Annotated in this window: 16 protein-coding genes and 1 pseudogene; 12 read left to right on the top strand and 5 right to left on the bottom strand. The window is 68.9% G+C overall.

Annotation, left to right across the window (positions count from 1 at the left end; translation table 11 throughout):
- Positions 1–2: 2 nt before the first annotated feature.
- Positions 3–215 carry a hypothetical protein gene (locus tag ACQCX5_RS06165; protein ID WP_434541133.1) on the bottom strand — a complete coding sequence of 71 codons (213 nt, stop codon included), beginning with the start codon at positions 213–215 and terminating at the stop codon, positions 3–5.
- 175 nt (positions 216–390) lie between these two features.
- Here ACQCX5_RS06165 and ACQCX5_RS06160 point away from each other — a divergent pair, with 175 nt between their 5' ends.
- From ACQCX5_RS06160 to ACQCX5_RS06150, 3 genes and pseudogenes are all read left to right on the top strand, one after another.
- A complete protein-coding gene (locus ACQCX5_RS06160; RefSeq protein ID WP_434541132.1) occupies positions 391–1,725 on the top strand; it encodes a hypothetical protein in 1,335 nt (444 codons plus the stop codon).
- 3 nt (positions 1,726–1,728) lie between these two features.
- Positions 1,729–2,070: a hypothetical protein gene (locus tag ACQCX5_RS06155; RefSeq protein ID WP_434541131.1), complete on the top strand. Its 342-nt coding sequence runs from the start codon at positions 1,729–1,731 to the stop codon at positions 2,068–2,070.
- A gap of 485 nt (positions 2,071–2,555) precedes the next feature.
- A pseudogene (locus ACQCX5_RS06150) lies at positions 2,556–2,756 on the top strand (transposase); the annotation flags it as partial.
- 143 nt (positions 2,757–2,899) lie between these two features.
- On the opposite strand, the gene ACQCX5_RS06145 reads toward ACQCX5_RS06150, so the two are convergent.
- Complete coding sequence (locus ACQCX5_RS06145; RefSeq protein WP_434541130.1) at positions 2,900–3,271, bottom strand: rhodanese-like domain-containing protein; 372 nt, start codon at positions 3,269–3,271, stop codon at positions 2,900–2,902.
- Positions 3,271–4,638: a glutamyl-tRNA reductase gene (locus tag ACQCX5_RS06140; RefSeq protein WP_434541129.1), complete on the bottom strand. Its 1,368-nt coding sequence runs from the start codon at positions 4,636–4,638 to the stop codon at positions 3,271–3,273. Before ACQCX5_RS06140 ends, ACQCX5_RS06145 begins: the two co-directional genes overlap by 1 nt.
- Positions 4,639–4,761: 123 nt before the next feature.
- Between ACQCX5_RS06140 and hemE the strand changes: the two genes are divergently transcribed.
- From hemE to ACQCX5_RS06110, 6 genes are all read left to right on the top strand, one after another.
- Complete coding sequence (hemE, locus tag ACQCX5_RS06135; protein ID WP_434541128.1) at positions 4,762–5,871, top strand: uroporphyrinogen decarboxylase; 1,110 nt, start codon at positions 4,762–4,764, stop codon at positions 5,869–5,871.
- Positions 5,868–7,361 (top strand): protoporphyrinogen/coproporphyrinogen oxidase, encoded by a 1,494-nt coding sequence (locus ACQCX5_RS06130; protein WP_434541127.1) that lies wholly within the window; start codon positions 5,868–5,870, stop codon positions 7,359–7,361. The genes hemE and ACQCX5_RS06130 overlap by 4 nt, the downstream gene beginning before the upstream one ends.
- A gap of 127 nt (positions 7,362–7,488) precedes the next feature.
- A complete protein-coding gene (gene hemQ / locus ACQCX5_RS06125; RefSeq protein ID WP_434541126.1) occupies positions 7,489–8,163 on the top strand; it encodes a hydrogen peroxide-dependent heme synthase in 675 nt (224 codons plus the stop codon).
- 49 nt (positions 8,164–8,212) lie between these two features.
- Positions 8,213–9,451: a ferrochelatase gene (locus ACQCX5_RS06120; protein ID WP_434541125.1), complete on the top strand. Its 1,239-nt coding sequence runs from the start codon at positions 8,213–8,215 to the stop codon at positions 9,449–9,451.
- Positions 9,451–10,353, top strand: coding sequence for a hydroxymethylbilane synthase (gene hemC, locus ACQCX5_RS06115; RefSeq protein ID WP_434541302.1), 903 nt, complete (start codon positions 9,451–9,453; stop codon positions 10,351–10,353). Before ACQCX5_RS06120 ends, hemC begins: the two co-directional genes overlap by 1 nt.
- Positions 10,354–10,695: 342 nt before the next feature.
- Positions 10,696–11,004, top strand: coding sequence for a hypothetical protein (locus ACQCX5_RS06110; protein ID WP_434541124.1), 309 nt, complete (start codon positions 10,696–10,698; stop codon positions 11,002–11,004).
- 14 nt (positions 11,005–11,018) lie between these two features.
- Here ACQCX5_RS06110 and ACQCX5_RS06105 read toward each other — a convergent pair whose 3' ends face one another.
- Positions 11,019–11,462, bottom strand: a complete 444-nt coding sequence (locus tag ACQCX5_RS06105; protein WP_434541123.1) for a HepT-like ribonuclease domain-containing protein — start codon at positions 11,460–11,462, stop codon at positions 11,019–11,021.
- A complete protein-coding gene (locus ACQCX5_RS06100; RefSeq protein WP_434541122.1) occupies positions 11,459–11,788 on the bottom strand; it encodes a nucleotidyltransferase family protein in 330 nt (109 codons plus the stop codon). Before ACQCX5_RS06100 ends, ACQCX5_RS06105 begins: the two co-directional genes overlap by 4 nt.
- A gap of 73 nt (positions 11,789–11,861) precedes the next feature.
- On the opposite strand from ACQCX5_RS06100, the gene ACQCX5_RS06095 reads away from it, so the two are divergent.
- From ACQCX5_RS06095 to hemL, 3 genes are read left to right on the top strand one after another with little or no spacing between them, the layout of a single operon-like run.
- Positions 11,862–14,159, top strand: a complete 2,298-nt coding sequence (locus ACQCX5_RS06095; protein WP_434541121.1) for a RecQ family ATP-dependent DNA helicase — start codon at positions 11,862–11,864, stop codon at positions 14,157–14,159.
- Positions 14,160–14,218: 59 nt separating this feature from the next.
- The gene (gene hemB, locus ACQCX5_RS06090; RefSeq protein ID WP_434541120.1) at positions 14,219–15,214 is read left to right on the top strand and encodes a porphobilinogen synthase; all 996 of its coding nucleotides are present in this window, start codon (positions 14,219–14,221) and stop codon (positions 15,212–15,214) included.
- Positions 15,211–16,521: a glutamate-1-semialdehyde 2,1-aminomutase gene (gene hemL / locus ACQCX5_RS06085; protein ID WP_434541119.1), complete on the top strand. Its 1,311-nt coding sequence runs from the start codon at positions 15,211–15,213 to the stop codon at positions 16,519–16,521. The genes hemB and hemL overlap by 4 nt, the downstream gene beginning before the upstream one ends.
- Positions 16,522–16,586 lie beyond the last annotated feature (65 nt).

Below are 16,586 nucleotides of genomic sequence, written 5' to 3'. Positions count from 1 at the left end.
GCTCAGCTCCCGGATGCCCTGGTCCGGGAGCTGAGCAGGCCTGAGATGTAGACCAGACAGCCGGCCCAGACGACGACCAGGCCGATCCAGTACCCGAGACTGACCTGGTGGCCGAAGACGAGCACCCCAATCAGGAACTGCATGGTGGGCACGATGTACTGCATCAGCCCGATGGTGCTCAGCGGCAGACCCCAGACCGAATAGGCAACAGCCACAGCGGGATCACGGCGACAAGGCCACCGACGACGAGACGAGGCGGCGCGGATTACGCCCCGGGGCCGATCTGACCAGCGACGACGGGGACCCCTGAAGAGTTACTGAACAGCGCCAGAGAGGCCCTGAACCGACCTATAATAACCTTGAATGACAGCGGGTTGAAAAGGAGCCAGCATGACCCAGTTCACGATCCGATTTCGCTGGATGTTGGCCGTCGCGTTGACGCTCGCGATGGCGCTCGCCCCGTCCTCGCTGGCCCACGCGGAGGAGAGTCAGTTCGGGTTCTACACGATTCCGAGAGCAGAGTTTGACGCCATGGCGCTCCGGGGACCGGTGCCGACGAACTGGGCCCTGGCCTACCAACTCGCCGAGTATCGGCCAGACGACTACGGCTACCCGCTGGTCGTTGACGGGGTTGTGGTGGTCAGGGCACGTGGAGCCGCGGCCCAGCAGGTGGCGCTCGACATGGCCTCCGGCGTTTCCGTCGAGTTTGAACACGGCCACGGCAAGACATCCCACATGACCTTCGCTGTCACTGACGGACCAATCAGGGTGGAGCCGAGCCAGCGCGTCGCTTCACACGAGCAGGAACTTGCCGCGAAAATCGCATCCTTGGGACTCGCTCCGGAGTATCGTGGAACCGGACTCGAGGGCGTGTCGGTGAGCCCGTGGGACGGGCGCTACGTGGTGACAGTTCACAAATTCTCTGAGGCCTTCGCCACAGCGTTGCGCGCATTGGTGGCACCCGAGCTGGTGTTGATCGCCATCGATGACGATCCAACCACCACCTCGATTGCCTCCCGCGGCGATGACTATTCACCTCACCGAGGTGGTTCCAGAATCTGGATGAACGCCACTGGCTCGAGCGGAACCTGCACCGCAGGATTTCCATGGACGGTTTCGGGGGTAGACCACGTGCTCTTTGCCGGTCACTGCAGTCCCAATGGTTTATGGAGGCATTGGCCCAACGGAGACACCATTTATGTATACAATCAAAGTCGGGAGAACTGGGATTCTGGAACCGGCACCGTACCATTTTTCGGCAGATCTGATCACCAAGGTGATCTCGCCCTGGGCCAACTCAAGAGTGGATGGATGTCATCGTCCATCTATATCGGCGGCACGGCCAGCAACACATCGGTTGGAATCGAAGGGCGCTGGTCCCGTTACTCCCTGATAGGCGACCAGCTCTGCACTGGCGGGCAAACCACAGGTGAACTCTGCGGCTGGACCGTGTCCGAAATTCGCCTACAATACCCAACCAACGATGGCATCGCAAGGAATGTGGTCTTGGCAACCAACACCGGGCCATGCATCAAGACTGGGGATTCCGGTGGCCCGGTCTACACCAAGGATGCGAACGGGCTAGTCTGGGCAAAAGGCATCATCAACACTACCGATGGCGGTGGCGATGACGGCTACGGTGGCACCTTTGACAAGTGTGTCCTTGGATTCACAGATATTCACAGGGCATGGCAGGTTCTGCCTGGTGACGTGAAGCAGGTGTGACCGATGCTGAGCCGCCGCGCCCTGGCCTTGGTGGCCATCGTGGGATCCTTGTCTGCCTGCAGCAGTGACCGGGTCAGTCTGGAGGTGGAGTCGGTGCGACGCATGGGCGAAGGGGATCGCAACTTCGAGGCGATGGCCTGGGTTCCTCACCATGCTCTGGAGCCGATCAGGGTCGAGGTCGATGAGAACGACCAGACGATCGAGATCACAGTGACGTACCGGAAGGACGAGCGGCCAGTGCACCCGGTAGGGCCGCCACTCACCGCGGTGGCCTTCTCGCTCAGCCAAGCCTTGGGGACCCGGTCGTTCGTCCGACCTGACGGCAGCGTGGTGGCGCTCACCTGACACTTGTGAGGCCCTCTGACCGGGCGGCCCCCGGTCGCGTCCCGGGACCGGTCAGCCGCCCCGAGATATACACCAGGCACCCGGCCCAGACGATCACCAGCCCCACCCAGAAGACCGGGGCCACCGGCTGCCGGAACACCAGCACCCCGACCAGGAACTGCAGGGTGGGCGCGATGTACTGCATCAGCCCGATGGTGCTCAACGGCAGGCCCCTGGCCGAATGCGCGAACAGCCACAGCGGAATCATGGTGACCAGGCCACCGACGATGAACAGCCACCACAGGTGTGGCGTGGTCCAGTGCCCCCGACCGCTGCCCTCGAGCCAGAGCACATAGGCCAGGCAGGGCACCAGCATGATGCCCGATTCCACCAGCAGGCCGGGCTCGCCGGCAGCGTGATCGACTTCTTCAGCACCCCGTAGATGCCGAAACTGACGGCCAACAGCAACGAGATCCACAGCGTGCGCCAGCTGTCGAAGGCGATCACTCGGCATCACCTCACCCGAGCAGCTGCGCAAGTGGCGTCGCCAGGCCGAGATCGACGGCGAGGTCCGGCCCGGCAACACCACCGACGACATCGCTGGGATCAAGAAGCTCAAGAGGGAGAACGCCGAGCTTCGCCGGGCGAACGATACTTTGAAGGCGGCATCGGCTTTCTTCGCGGCGGAGCTCGACCGCCCCAACAAGTTCTGATCGACTTCATCGCCGACCACAAGGCACTGTCGGACTTGACCCCGCTGGCCGCCGAGGAACTCCACCACGCTGCAAAGAACAAGCTCCAGCCGACCGGCCGAGCCACCAAATTCAGCCTCCGGACTCGCCGGGGCGGCTCAGCGACGATTGCGCGGCGGCCCCGGGATCAAGTACTGCCCATCCTCACGCCAGCCGCGCAGCCCATTCGCCACGAACTCGGCGTTGTATCCGCGGTCCCGGGAAATCTTGGCCGCCATCGACGACCGCAGCCCCGTGTCGCAGATGAACACCATCACGCCATCCGGTTCAGCCAGCGGGTCATCGCTGTGCACCGCAGTCCACGGGTCGTCGGCAACCAGCTTCGGGTCGACCAGTCTGGCCCCCGGCGCATGGCCGGCCTCGTATTCCCTCAGCGTGCGCACGTCCACGAGCACGCCGCCCTTGGCCAGCAGCTGCAGCGCCGTCGCCACATCGATGCCACCCTGCACGCTCTTGTTGAACCAGCCCATCAGCTGACCTCCGCCTCTGAACCGGTCTCGGCCTGCTGCACCGCCGAGAACACCGCATCCAGCGGCAGCTTCTCGGTGTCGATCACCGCGGTCGCCTCACGATTGTCCATGTCGATGCCCATCACCATGTGCAGTGCGCGCAGGTATTCATCCGTCTGGCCCGCCTGGGCATGCCGGTGCGCGTTCACCGTCGGCGTGTGCAACACCTTGCGATAGACCCGGCGCACCGACCGTTCGACCTCGGCCACCGTCTCTTCGGGCAGCCGGGTGCGCAGCGAGGCCATCTCTTCGTCGACGATGCCGCGCAGGTACTGGCGCATCCGCACGATCACGGGGTCGGCGCGACGTTCGCGGCGGCGGTTCTCGAACCGGTCGACACCGTCACCGACCACGACTTCGGCCTCGGCCAGCGCCTCGTCGCCCACCCCGGACAACCCCACGGCCAGCGAGTTCAACCCCAGCACCTGCACCCCGGCCAGCTCGGCCACGCCGTCGGCGACATCCGACTGCAATGCCGCATCCATGACCACCAGCGGCCGCACAGCACCCTCGCGCCCCGCCAGCGACTCCACCGTCACCGTCGCCACGCCCTGTCCCGAGCAGGTGACGATGACATCGGCCGCGCGCATCCACTCGTCCACCGTCTCGGCGGTCACATGCTCATAGCCGTACGCATCGATCGACGCCGACCGGCGCCCCGACGGCGAGAACACCCCGACCTCGTTGACCCGGCGCAGCGCCAACTCGGCGCAGACCACCCGGCTGTACGCACCAGACCCGATGACCAGCACCCGGCGCCCGGCCAAGGTCGATGCCCCAGAACCACCACCCAACGCCGCCGCAGCCGTGTCCAGCACCACCTCGGCGCTCGACCGGCCGGCACGCCCCAGCGATGTCGCCGAGCTCACCCGCTTCGCCGTCCGCAGCGAATGCTGGAACAACTCGTTCAGCATCGGCGTCGTCGACCCCTCGTGCAGCGCATCGTTGAATGCCGCCCGCACCTGGCCTGTGATCTCGGCCTCGCCGAGCACGATCGACTCGAGCCCCGACGCCACCCGGAACAAGTGCTCAGCCGCCGGCCGCCCCGCCCGCACCTGAAAGCTCGTCGTCAATTCCGGACGACGCCAGCCCGTGGCCTGCTCGAGCGCTTCGACGACCACATCGAGACCATCGTGAAAGAGCGTCGCATCGACATGGATCTCGACCCGGTTGCACGTGCTCAGCACCACCCAGCCGTCGAGCGGCACCCCATCGTGGGCAGCGTTCGCCTCTGCCAGCGCCGCCCCGAAGTCAGCGGTGGCGGCAGAAAGGTCGGCCAACCGGCCGAGCGGCAACTCGGCGTGGCTCGCGGCAAGGCTCAACAGCACCCGGCCATGATAATGCCCAGTGCCGACAACCCGGAATTTGGTCACCGCCCACAGACTTCGGGCCCGCTCATTGGTCGACCCCGGTTGGCCCGCACCCGCCGGCTGGGCGAGAATGGAATGCAAATGAGCGACCTTGACGTGACCCATCCCTGGCACCAGCACCACACTTCGACCTCACCGCTGCTGGCGGCCGCGACGGGGCACCGCCCCTCACCCGACATCCCGGGAGCGACACACCGGCCCGTGTGGTTCATGCGCCAGGCCGGGCGCTCCCTGCCGGAATACCGCGAGGTGCGCCAAGGCACAGACATGCTCGACGCCTGCCTGAATCCCGAGCTGACGGCCGAGATCACCTGCCAGCCGGTGCGCCGCCACCACGTCGACGCGGGCATCTTCTTCAGCGACATCGTGGTGCCCATGAAGCTGGCCGGCATCGACGTCGAGATCGTGCCCGGCACCGGCCCCGTGGTCGCCCACCCGATTCGCACCGAGGCCGACATCGCCGCGCTCGAGGCCACCAGCGCCGATGACTTCGAAGCAGCGCTCGACCCCATCCGCGAGGCCGTCCGGCTGACCACCGCCGAGCTCACCACGACCCCCCTCATCGGCTTCTGCGGTGCCCCGTTCACAGTCGCGTCGTACCTGGTCGAGGGCGGCCCGAGCCGGGAATACCTGCACACCAAGGCCCTGATGTTCAGCCGCCCCGCCCTGTGGCACCGGCTCGCCGCGTGGGTGGCCGACCGGTCCGGACGATTCCTGCGTGCGCAGGTGCTGGCCGGGGCCAGCGCCGTGCAGCTGTTCGACTCGTGGGCCGGCGGGCTCAGCCTCGAGGATTACACCACCTACGTCCAGCAGCATTCCGCCGAAGTGTTCGACCACGTCACAGACCTGCCGGTGCCGCGCATCCACTTCGGGGTGAACACGGCCGAACTGCTCGTGGCCATGCGCGCCGCCGGGGCGACCGTGATGGGCGTCGACCACCGGCTGCCACTGGACGAGGCCAACGCCCGCCTGGGTGGCACCACCCCCCTGCAGGGCAACATCGACCCGGCCATGCTGTTCGCCACACCCCAGGCCCGCGAGACGGCAGTCAGGCGCGTCCTCGACCGCGGCACGGCCGCGCCGGGGCACATCGTGAACCTGGGCCACGGGGTGCCGCAGCACACCGACCCGGGTGTGCTCACCGACCTGGTGGCCATGGTGCACGACCTGACCCGGGTGGGCGCCCGATGAGCCGCTGCATCGTCATCGGCGGCGGCATCGCCGGACTGGTCGCCGCGTGGCAGCTGACCCGTGACGGCATCGAGGTCGACGTGTTCGAGTCGGCGCCGCTGATGGGCGGTGCGCTGCTGGCGCACACCGTCGCCGGGCTCGAGCTGAACTCCGGCGCCGAGGGCTTCGCCACCGCCGCTCCGCACATGTTCGAGCTGGTCGACGAGCTCGGGCTCAGCGACCGGGTCGTCTACCCGTCCACTCGCACCTCGTGGATCATCAACATCCGCGGTTCATTCCCCAGCCCGGTCAACAGCTACCTGGGCATCCCCGCCGATCCTCTGGCCGACGATGTCGTCGCAGTGATCGGCCACGACGCCGCCCAGCACGCTGCCCTCGACGCCCAACTGCCTGCTGACTACGGCTATCGCCCGGGAGTCTCGCTCGGTGAATATGTTGAGGCCCGCATGGGCCGGGCGGTGCGGGCGCTGCTGGTCGAACCCATCGTCGGCGGGGTGCACTCGACCCACCCCGACCTGCTCGAGCTCGACTCGATCGCGCCGAGGCTGCACCCGCTGGTGCGCCAGCAGGGTTCGCTGCAGGCTGCCGTGGCCGCCCTGCGCAAGAACGCGCCGTCGTCCGGTGCGGCGGTCGCGTCCCTCGACCCGGTCATCGACCTGCTGCCCCGAACGCTCGCGGCGCAGGCCGAGGCGAACGGGGCGCGGTTCTACAACTCCATGAACGTGCGCAGCGTGCGCCGGGGCCGCGGCGACGGCTGGAACATCGTGCTCGACGACCACATCGCCCACGCCGACCAGGTGGTCATTTCGACGCCCGCGGTGGTCACGCGCGACATGCTCAGCCACCTGCCCGATGTCGCGGCCGCGATCCCCGAGGTGAAGGCGTCGCCGGTGGCGCTGGTCACCCTGGTCGTGGACGACGAACGCCTGGACGATGCCCCCCGCTCGAACGGCGCGCTGGTGGCGGCACACACGCCCGGCATCACCGCGAAGGCGCTGACCCATGCCACCGCCAAGTGGGACCACATTCGTCGCGCCGCCGAGGAATCCGCGCCCGGCAGGCACCGGCATGTGGTGCGGCTCAGCTATGGGCGCTCGGGTGACCAGCTGCCGCCCCGTCACGAACTGCCGCAGCTAGCGCTTCGTGATGCCGGCAAGATCCTGGGCGTGCCGCTGACCGAAGACCAGGTCGTGGCCGTCGACGTCACCCGCTGGGGGGCCACGATGACCCAGGCCCGGCCGGGGCACCAGACGGCGCTGAAAGAGGTCGCCGGGCACCTGTCACACCACCCGGGGCTGGCGCTGACCGGGGCCTGGATCGCCGGCACCGGCATCGCGGCGATCAGCGCGCATGCGCGGGCGGTGGCTGACCACGTGGCGGGGCTCATCCCGAACCACCCGACGCCGGCTGCGGCCGTCCCCGAGGACACGGCCTCGCAGGTGGCGATCGGGGCAGAGACCGCGACCACGACCGAGATCGCGGGCGTGTGAGCGGGGGCGTGTGACCGCGGGCGGCATCGGCCGCCACCCCCTGGACCACGGACCGGTTCGGGACTTGTCAGACGGTGGGGGTAGCGTTCATGGGACTGGCCACACACCTGAAGCAGGAGCCCACCCGATGACCGAGGTTGCCGAGCAGATCGCCTACACCGAGTACGCCGTCTATTCGAAGGTGGCCGGCTGCGGCCTCTCGGAACAATCCGTCGAGGCCGAGCTCACGGGCTGGAAGGAACGGCTGGCCGAACTGGGAGTCACCCTGCGCGGCGTGTATGACATGACCGAGTTCAAGCCTGATTCGGACGTCATGATCTGGACCCACGCCGAGAAGCCCGAGGCGCTGCAGGCCGCTGGGCAGTACTTCCGCAGCCTTGGCCTGGCCCAGGGCCTGTCGCGCGCCTGGACCGCGGTCGGCGTGCACGTGCAGGCCGAGTTCAGCAAGGCCCACGCCCCGGCGTTCATGTACGGCCGCGAACCCAAGAGGTGGGTCACCGTCTACCCCTTCGTCCGCAGCCACGAGTGGTACCTGCTGCCCGAGGACGAGCGTTCCGAGATGCTGCGCGAGCACGGGTTGGCGGGCCGCAAGTTCCCGAACGTGCTGGCCAACACGGTGGGCGCGTTCGCGCTGGGTGACTATGAATGGCTGCTGTCGTTCGAGTCGGACGAGCTGATCGAACTCGTCGACATGATGCGCGACCTGCGCTACACCCAGGCCCGCCTGCACGTGCGCGAGGAGCTGCCGTTCTATACCGGGCGGCGCATCAACGCCGAAGAACTGACCTGGCTGCTGGGCTGAGCACAGCTCGCCCGCTGACCTGCCCGACCCGCCCCTGACAAGGAATGACATGACCGAACCACAGCTCGCCCCCTCGGCCATCGACGCGTCCGTGCGCCATGACGTGCCGATGACCACGCAGACCGGAGTGGCGCATGTGACCGCGCCCTACGATGCGCTGCTGCTGGCCAGTTTTGGTGGGCCCGAGGGGCAGGACGACGTGATCCCGTTCCTGCGCAATGTCACCCGCGGGCGCGGCATTCCTGACGAACGGCTCGAAGAGGTCTCGACGCATTACCGGGCGCTGGGTGGGGTTTCGCCCATCAATGAACAGAACAGGGCATTGAAGGCGGCGCTCGAGGCCGAGCTGGCCAACCGGGGCATCGAGCTGCCGGTGTTGTGGGGCAACCGCAATTGGGCGCCTTACACCAGCGACGTGATCGCCGGGGCGCACACCACCGGCCACCGGGTGCTGCTGGGGCTGGCCACGAGTGCCTACTCGTCCTATTCGGGTTGTCGGCAGTACCGCGAGGATTTCGGCATGGCGCTGGCCGGGCTCGACGCGGGCGTGGCCGATGACCTGCGCATCGACAAGCTGCGGCACTACTTCAACCTGCCCGGGTTCCTCGAGCCCGTGGCCGATGGTGTGGTGGCCGGGGTGCGGGCGATGCTGGCCGAGGCGCATGGCGCCGAGGGCATTGTGGTGATGTATTCGACCCATTCGGTGCCCGACACGATGGCGGACGCCTCAGGTCCTGAAGACACCCGTCGTCCGGGGTCTGGCGGCTGGTACATCGCCCAGCACCAGGCCGCGATCGACTGGGTGCACGCGCGGGTCGAGGCAGAACTCGGTGTGGCGTTGGCATCGCAGTTCGTGTTCCAGTCGCGGTCGGGCAATCCCCGCCAGCCGTGGACCGAACCCGACATCAACGACGCCATCGAACAGGCCGCCGCGCAGGGCCGGTCGGCGGTCGTGTGCGTGCCGATCGGGTTCGTCAGCGACCACGTCGAGGTGGTGTGGGACCTCGACCACGAGGCCGCCGACACCGCCGCCGGGCTGGGGCTCGGCTTCGTCCGCACGCCCACCGCGGGCACCGACCCCCGGTTCGTGGCCGCACTGGTCGACCTGGTCGAAGAGCGACTCGGACGACGTGGGCCCGTCGAGACCGTCACCCGGTTCCCCGCCACCCCGGATGTGTGTGGCGTCGGCTGCTGTTCGGGGGCACGGTTGCGCCCCACCGTGGCCGGGGCCGATTCAGCGGCCGACTGCGCTGGCGCCGCAAACGCCGCGAAGGCGGGCACGCAGTGATCCGGATCGGCACCCGGGCCTCACTGCTCGCCCGCACCCAGTCGCAGATGGTGGCCGATGCCCTGGCGGTGGCGGCCGGTGGTACGGAGCGCGCTGAGCTGGAGTTCATCAGTACCGAGGGTGACGTGAACCTGGCCCCGTTGGAGCGGATCGGTGGCACCGGGGTCTTCGTCTCGGCCGTGCGCGACGCCCTGCTTGATGGACGGGTCGACCTGGTCGTCCACTCGATGAAAGACTTGCCCACCGCCCCGGCCGACGGCATCACCCTGGTGGCGGTGCCCCAGCGGGAGGACCCGCGCGACGTGCTGGTGGCCCGTGACGGGTTGACGCTGGCGACGCTGCCGCAGGGTGCGAGGGTCGGCACGGGTTCGGCGCGGCGGGCTGCGCAGTTGTTGGCGGTGCGGCCCGACCTGCAGGTGAGCGGCCTGCGGGGCAACATCGACACGCGGCTGGGCAAGGTGGGTGAGCTGGATGCGGTGGTGCTGGCCGCAGCAGGGCTGGCCCGTGCCGGGCGTGGCGAGCATGTGACTGAGTTCCTCGACCCCACGGTGATGCTGCCGGCCGCGGCCCAGGGGGCGTTGGCGATCGAATGCCGCGCCGACGACCTTGACTCGGTGGCCGCGAGGCTGGCTGCGGGGTTGGACGATGCCGCGACGCGTGCGCGTACGGTGGCGGAGCGGGCATTCCTGGCCAGGCTCGAGGCCGGCTGCACGGCCCCGGTGGGGGCCTTGGCTGAGGTTCACGGGGATGAGCTGGTGCTGCAGGGACTGGCGATCAGCCGCGACGGTGCGGTGCGGTTCGCGGGTCAGCTCACTGGTGGGGTGGATGACGCAGCCGGGGTGGGGGTGCGGCTGGCGGAGCGACTGCTCGACGACGGCGCGGGCGTGGTGTTGGCGGGCTGAGGGTGCGGGTCGGTCAGCGCACCGTCTCGGCTCGTGCCGATCGGGAAAGCGCGCGATCGCTCAGTGCCCGCAGGCGTGGATAGACCAGCCACCTGAGCACCAGCGGTCGGGTCCGGGTCACGGAGGCGACTGATCCCGAGTTGTTCTGACCTGTTTGACACGGTCCGCACGCTGCACCCGTAACCCAGATCGACCAGTTCTGCTGTGATCCAGCGGGCAAACCATGCTGGTCACGTCGCCACTGGTGGATCAACGTGATCACCTCGATCGGCAGCCGGCTCGGGGTCGATGGCCCCCGTTCTCGCCGTCCGGGTGCAGGCCTCACCGCGATGGCATTGTGGCATGTGGTGGCTCGCGCTGGGGGCTCCGGGGCAGGTGGTGTTCCCCACATTGGCGCTGTGCGGCGGCGTTGTGGGTGCGGCGGCCATGGTCGGACGCTTCCTGCCGCGCGGGGTGCTGGTGCCGGCGATCCTGGTGCTCGCCCTGACGCTCATGCCCGGCGTGCTGCCCACCGCCGTCCACCCCTTGACGCCCACGCAACACCCGATGGTCGTGAGCCTTGTGCTGGGAGCGCTCTGGCCGGTCGGAGCGCTGGTGCACGTGTTGCCCCAGGGAACTCGGGTGATCTTAGGTCACTTTGGCACCGTGTGAGGTGCTGGATTGACCTACGTTGACCCTGCATTGACAGGAGGCGTCCCATCTCCCAAGTCCGGCACCTGTAGTTCGATGTGCAGCGGCTCGAACTCTATGTCGAAATCATCCTCGACATCGTCGTCCATGTCGAGGATCTGGCTGCGCAGCGCGTCGGCAAGCGGCGGTAAATGCGTCACCACGACCTCGCCGACAACCTCCACGTCGACCCCGAAGTACCGATGGACAAGGATATTCCGGAATCCCCTGATCTGCGGCCACCCGATCAGTGGATGCGCAGCCGTGACCTCCTCGGGAAGGTTGTTCACCGCTTCTCCGATAATCTGCAGGTTGCGCTCGATCGCGTCCTCTGCCATTTCCACAAGATCTGTGTCGCCACCAAGAGCTACGACGTAGCGCTGGCATCGCTCGATGGCGGCGAGGATGTCCGCGATTCGCTCGGCCGGATCGCGGCTCATAGCGCCACCATGTCAATGAGAGCCGTGGCAGAGACCGGGTGCTTGAGCAGTTGAACCGGAAACACGTCCACGTCGTCGCGTCCGAACAGCGCGCGCGTTTCCTCCATCAGCCCGGATGCCCGCATGAGGAGGTTCCCGGCAGCAGGATCCATCTCGACGAGGATGTCAATGTCGGAGCCCGCCTGGGCAGTGCCGCGGGCGACGGAGCCGAACAGCCTCGGGTTGGTCGCGCCGTAGCGGTCGAGCAGCACCTGGAACTCATCACGGTACGCCTCGATCAGCTCGCGCAGGGCGAGCGTCTCGGGTGTGATGGCGACGTCGGGCATGCATTCAGGATACTGTCCACAGCCCACGCCGTCTGCGGCAGCAATTGTCAGACCGGGGTGAAAGGCTGTGCCCATGAGCGACCCCCTCTGGTTGAGCGAGCCCCCGCCCGATCCTGACGACCTGCCGCCCGACGATGCCTACTGGGCGCCGGACGAGCAGCCGCGTGACACGGCGCCCGCCACCGACCGGCCCGCCACCGCCGTGCAGCGCTCCCCCGAGGGCCTGCGCGACGAGGCGCTGGCCGTGCTGCGTGACCTCACCGGACGTCCCGGGGCCGAGTTCCATGACGGCCAGTACGAGGCCATCGAGGTCCTGGTCGCCCACCACCGCCGGGCGCTGGTCGTGCAGCGCACCGGCTGGGGCAAGTCGGCGGTCTATTTCATCGCCGCCCTGCTGCAGCGCCGCGCAGGCTCCGGGCCCGCGCTGATCGTCTCGCCGCTGCTGGCGCTGATGCGTGACCAGGTCGCCGCGGCCGAGCGCGCAGGGGTGCGGGCCGCGGCGATCAACTCCGCGAATGTCACCGAGTGGCGCGACATCGAGGCCCAGCTCGACGCCGGCACGGTCGACGTGCTGTTCGTCTCTCCGGAACGCCTTGTCAACCCGAGGTTCCGTGAGCAGCAGTTGCCGCGCCTGGTGGCTGACTGCGGCCTGCTCGTCATCGACGAGGCGCACTGCATCAGCGACTGGGGCCACGACTTCCGCCCTGACTACCGGCGCATCCGCGACCTGATCGCCGAACTGCCTGACGGGGTGCCGGTGCTGGCCACCACCGCCACGGCAAACGCCCGGGTGGTCGCCGATGTCGAAGAACAGATGGCCGCAGGGGGCCATGAGGTCTTCACCCTGCGCGGCGCCCTCGCCCGTGACTCGCTGCGCCTCGGGGTGCTCGACGTTGGCACCCCCGCGCGGCGGCTCGCCTGGCTCGCCGAGCACCTCGACTCGCTGCCCGGCAGCGGCATCATCTACTGCCTCACCGTGGCCGCGGCCGACGACACCGCCGCGCTGCTCACCGCCGCCGGGCACCGGGTGCTGCCCTACACCGGACGCACCGACGCCGCCGAACGCGAACAAGCGGAACAGGCGCTCAAGGCCAACGAGGTCAAGGCCCTGGTCGCCACCTCGGCGCTCGGCATGGGCTTCGACAAGCCCGACCTCGGCTTCGTCGTGCACCTGGGCGCCCCCAGTTCACCGGTCGCCTACTACCAGCAGGTCGGGCGCGCCGGCCGGGCGACCGCGAGCGCCGACGTGCTGCTGCTGCCGGGCGTCGAAGACCGGGAGATCTGGCACTACTTCGCCACCAACGCGATGCCCACCCAGCAGCGCGCCGACGCCGTGCTGGCTGCCCTCGCCGACTCCCCCACGCCGCTGTCGGTGGCGGCACTCGAGGCGCGGGTCGACATCCGCCGCAGCCCGCTCGAACTGCTGCTGAAGGTGCTCGCCGTCGACGGAGCCGTCGAGAACGTGTCGGGCGGCTGGGTCTCGACCGGCGCACGGTGGGCCTACGACGCCGAACGCTACGAACGCATCGCCGCCGCCCGCGTCGACGAGCAGCAGGCGATGCTCACCTATGAGCGGTTGGGCGCTGACGGTGCCGGCGCCGAGGGGTGCCGCATGGCCTTCCTCACCGCCGCACTGGACGACCCCGAGTCGGCTGCCTGCGGGCGCTGCGACGTGTGCGCCGACCCCTGGTACCCGACTGACATCACCGTGACGGCGCTGGAACGGGCCGAGCAGGGCATCGACCACGTCGGGGTGCCGATCACACCGCGGGCCATGTGGCCCTCGGGGCTGGACACCCTCAAGGTCACCGCGGATGGCAAGCCCGTCAAGGGCAAGCTGCCACCCGACGAGCTCGTCGACGAGGGCCGGGCAGTGGCCCGACTCACCGACCTCGGCTGGGGCGCCGCGCTGCGCGAGCTGTTCGCCACCGACCGCGACGGGCGTGCAGTCGACGCCGAGGTGCCGGCAGACCTGGCGAAGGCGGTGGTGCGGGTGCTGGCCGGGTGGGGCTGGGCCGAGCGCCCGGTGGGGGTCGTCTGGGTGCCGGGCCTGGGTCGTCCACGGTTGGTGGAATCGCTGGCCACCGGCATCGCGCAGGTCGGCCGCCTCGACCTGCTCGGCCCGCTTGACCTGAACCCGGCCGCGGAGCCCCTGCGCGGGTCGACCAACAGCGCCTACCGGGTGCGCGACGTGTGGGACAGGTTCCGGGTGGGGCCGCAGCTGGCGGGGCGGCTGGCGGCTCTCGACGGGCCGGTGCTGCTGGTCGACGACCTCGTCGACTCCCGCTGGACCATGACCGTGGCCGGACGACTGCTGCGCCGGGCTGGGGCCCGGGCGGTGCTGCCGCTGGCGCTGGCATCGGTGGGCTGAGGGGTAGCGTTGCCCCCGGGCCATCCCACAGACTGGGCACCCACGACGAGGAGTTGATCATGAACCAGTACCACCTGCCGGTCAGGCCGCGGCGACTGCGCCAGTCGGCGCCGATGCGGGCACTCGTCCGCGAGACCACGCTGCGCCCCTCTGCGCTGGTGCTGCCGGTGTTCGTGCGCGAGGGCGCCACCGAACCCCAGCCGATCACTTCGATGCCGGGGGTCGTCCAGCACACCCTCGACTCGCTCGTCGCCGAAGGGCACCGCGCACTCGAGGCGGGCGTCGGCGGCATCATGCTGTTCGGCGTGCCCGAGGCCAAGGACGCCGTGGGCTCGGGGGCGGTCGACCCGGACGGCATCCTGAACCTGGCCACGGCACGCCTCAGCGAGCAGTTCGGCGACGACCTGCTGATCATGACCGACCTGTGCCTCGACGAGTTCACCGACCACGGCCACTGCGGCGTGCTCGACGAGCGGGGGCGCGTCGACAACGACGCCACCCTCGAGGTCTATGCCCAAATGGCGGTGGCCCAGGCCGAGGCCGGCGCGCATGTCGTGGGCCCCTCCGGCATGATGGACGGGCAGGTCGGCGTCATCCGGCATGCCCTGGACGACGCGGGCTTCGATGACGTGACGATCCTTGCCTACACCGCCAAGTACGCCTCGGCGTTCTACGGCCCCTTCCGCGAGGCCGTGAACTCGTCCCTGCAGGGCGACCGGCGCACCTACCAGCAAGACCCGGCCAACCTGCGCGAGTCGCTGTACGAACTCGAGCTCGACATTGCCGAGGGTGCCGACATCGTCATGGTCAAGCCCGGCATGCCCTACCTCGACGTGCTCACCCGGGTGGCCGAGGCCTCCCCGGTGCCGGTGGCGACCTACCAGGTCTCGGGCGAATACGCGATGATCCAGGCCGCGGCCGAACGCGGCTGGATCGACCGGCAGCGGGTCATCCTCGAATCGCTGACCAGCTTCGCCCGGGCTGGGGCCGACATCGTGCTGACGTATGCGGCCATCGAGGCCGCCACCTGGATTCGTGAAGGGGCCCACGCATGAACCGCCGTCACCCGCTCAAGCGCAGCGCCGAACTGTTCGGCCAGGCGCAGCACCTGATTCCCGGGGGCGTCGACTCGCCCGTGAGGGCCTTCGGCAGCGTCGGCGGCACCCCACCGTTCATCAGCCACGCACGCGGGCCGTACCTGTACGACGTCGACGGCAACGAATACGTCGACCTGGTCTGCTCGTGGGGGCCGATCATCCTGGGGCATGCGCACCCGGCGGTGCTCGAGGCCGTCAACCTGGCCGCCAGCCGCGGGCTGAGCTTTGGCGCCCCGCACCCGGGCGAGGCCGAGCTGGCCGCCGCCATCGTGGCCCTGATGCCGGTCGAAAAGGTGCGGCTGGTCAACTCGGGCACCGAAGCCACCATGAGCGCGATCCGGGTCGCGCGCGGGGCCACCGGACGCGACAAGATCATCAAGTTCGCCGGCTGCTACCACGGCCATTCAGACGGGCTGCTGGCCGAGGCCGGGTCGGGGGCGGCGACGTTCGCGATCCCCGGCTCGGCGGGGGTGCCGGCAGCGACTGCGGCCGACACCATCGTGGTGCCCTACAACGACCTCGACGCGGTGCGTGCGGCGTTCGCGGCCCACCCCGACCAGATCGCGGCCATCATCACCGAGGCGGCCCCCGCGAACATGGGCGCCATCGTGCCCGGGCCGGGCTTCAACAAGGGGCTGCACGACCTCGCCCATGAACACGGCGCCCTGCTGATCAGTGACGAGGTGCTCACCGGCTTCAGGTCGTCCGCGCAGGGCTACTGGGGCCTCGACGGGGCCGACGAGGGTTGGGTGCCCGACCTGTTCACCTTCGGCAAGGTGATCGGCGCCGGCCTGCCGCTGGCCGCGTTCGGTGGACGCGCCGAGCTCATGGACCTGCTGGCGCCGTCCGGGCCGGTCTACCAGGCCGGCACCCTGTCGGGCAACCCGCTGGGCACCGCGGCGGGGCTGGCGCAGCTGCAGTTGTTGGACGAGGCACTGTACGGCCGGCTCAACGACAAGGCGGCGCGACTGAAGGCGGCATGGCACGAGGCCCTGTCCCAGGAGTCGGTGCCGCACACCATCAACAGCATCGGCACGATCTTCTCGGTGTTCTTCACCGACAAGGTCGTCACGGACTACGCCAGCGCCAGGACCCAGAACACGAGGGCATTCGCTGCTTTTCATGCCGAGATGCTGGCGCAGGGGGTCTACCTGCCGCCGAGCGCGTTCGAGGTGTGCTTCGTCTCGGACGCCCATGATGCGCGGGCCCTGGACCGAGTGGTGGCGGCACTGCCGTCGGCGGCGAGGGCGGCGGCCCGGGCCTGAGGGCGGAAAGGGCCGACGGTGGTCGATCCGGCACCTCAGACGGTGCCGGATCGACCTAAGATGAG

Origin of the sequence: Aestuariimicrobium sp. G57 (assembly GCF_050110855.1) — a bacterium.
Classification (GTDB): Bacteria; Actinomycetota; Actinomycetes; order Propionibacteriales; family Propionibacteriaceae; genus Aestuariimicrobium.
This window is presented reverse-complemented; position numbering and strand designations above follow the sequence as displayed.

Excerpts from the sequence above, each read along its gene's own strand:
- ACQCX5_RS06160 (WP_434541132.1), top strand. The coding sequence starts at position 391 with ATGACCCAGTTCACGATCCGATTTCGCTGGATGTTGGCCGTCGCGTTG.
- ACQCX5_RS06155 (WP_434541131.1), top strand. The coding sequence starts at position 1,729 with ATGCTGAGCCGCCGCGCCCTGGCCTTGGTGGCCATCGTGGGATCCTTG.
- ACQCX5_RS06145 (WP_434541130.1), bottom strand. The coding sequence starts at position 3,271 with ATGGGCTGGTTCAACAAGAGCGTGCAGGGTGGCATCGATGTGGCGACG.
- hemE (WP_434541128.1), top strand. The coding sequence starts at position 4,762 with ATGAGCGACCTTGACGTGACCCATCCCTGGCACCAGCACCACACTTCG.
- ACQCX5_RS06130 (WP_434541127.1), top strand. The coding sequence starts at position 5,868 with ATGAGCCGCTGCATCGTCATCGGCGGCGGCATCGCCGGACTGGTCGCC.
- hemQ (WP_434541126.1), top strand. The coding sequence starts at position 7,489 with ATGACCGAGGTTGCCGAGCAGATCGCCTACACCGAGTACGCCGTCTAT.
- ACQCX5_RS06120 (WP_434541125.1), top strand. The coding sequence starts at position 8,213 with ATGACCGAACCACAGCTCGCCCCCTCGGCCATCGACGCGTCCGTGCGC.
- ACQCX5_RS06110 (WP_434541124.1), top strand. The coding sequence starts at position 10,696 with ATGTGGTGGCTCGCGCTGGGGGCTCCGGGGCAGGTGGTGTTCCCCACA.
- ACQCX5_RS06105 (WP_434541123.1), bottom strand. The coding sequence starts at position 11,462 with ATGAGCCGCGATCCGGCCGAGCGAATCGCGGACATCCTCGCCGCCATC.
- ACQCX5_RS06100 (WP_434541122.1), bottom strand. The coding sequence starts at position 11,788 with ATGCCCGACGTCGCCATCACACCCGAGACGCTCGCCCTGCGCGAGCTG.
- ACQCX5_RS06095 (WP_434541121.1), top strand. The coding sequence starts at position 11,862 with ATGAGCGACCCCCTCTGGTTGAGCGAGCCCCCGCCCGATCCTGACGAC.
- hemB (WP_434541120.1), top strand. The coding sequence starts at position 14,219 with ATGAACCAGTACCACCTGCCGGTCAGGCCGCGGCGACTGCGCCAGTCG.
- hemL (WP_434541119.1), top strand. The coding sequence starts at position 15,211 with ATGAACCGCCGTCACCCGCTCAAGCGCAGCGCCGAACTGTTCGGCCAG.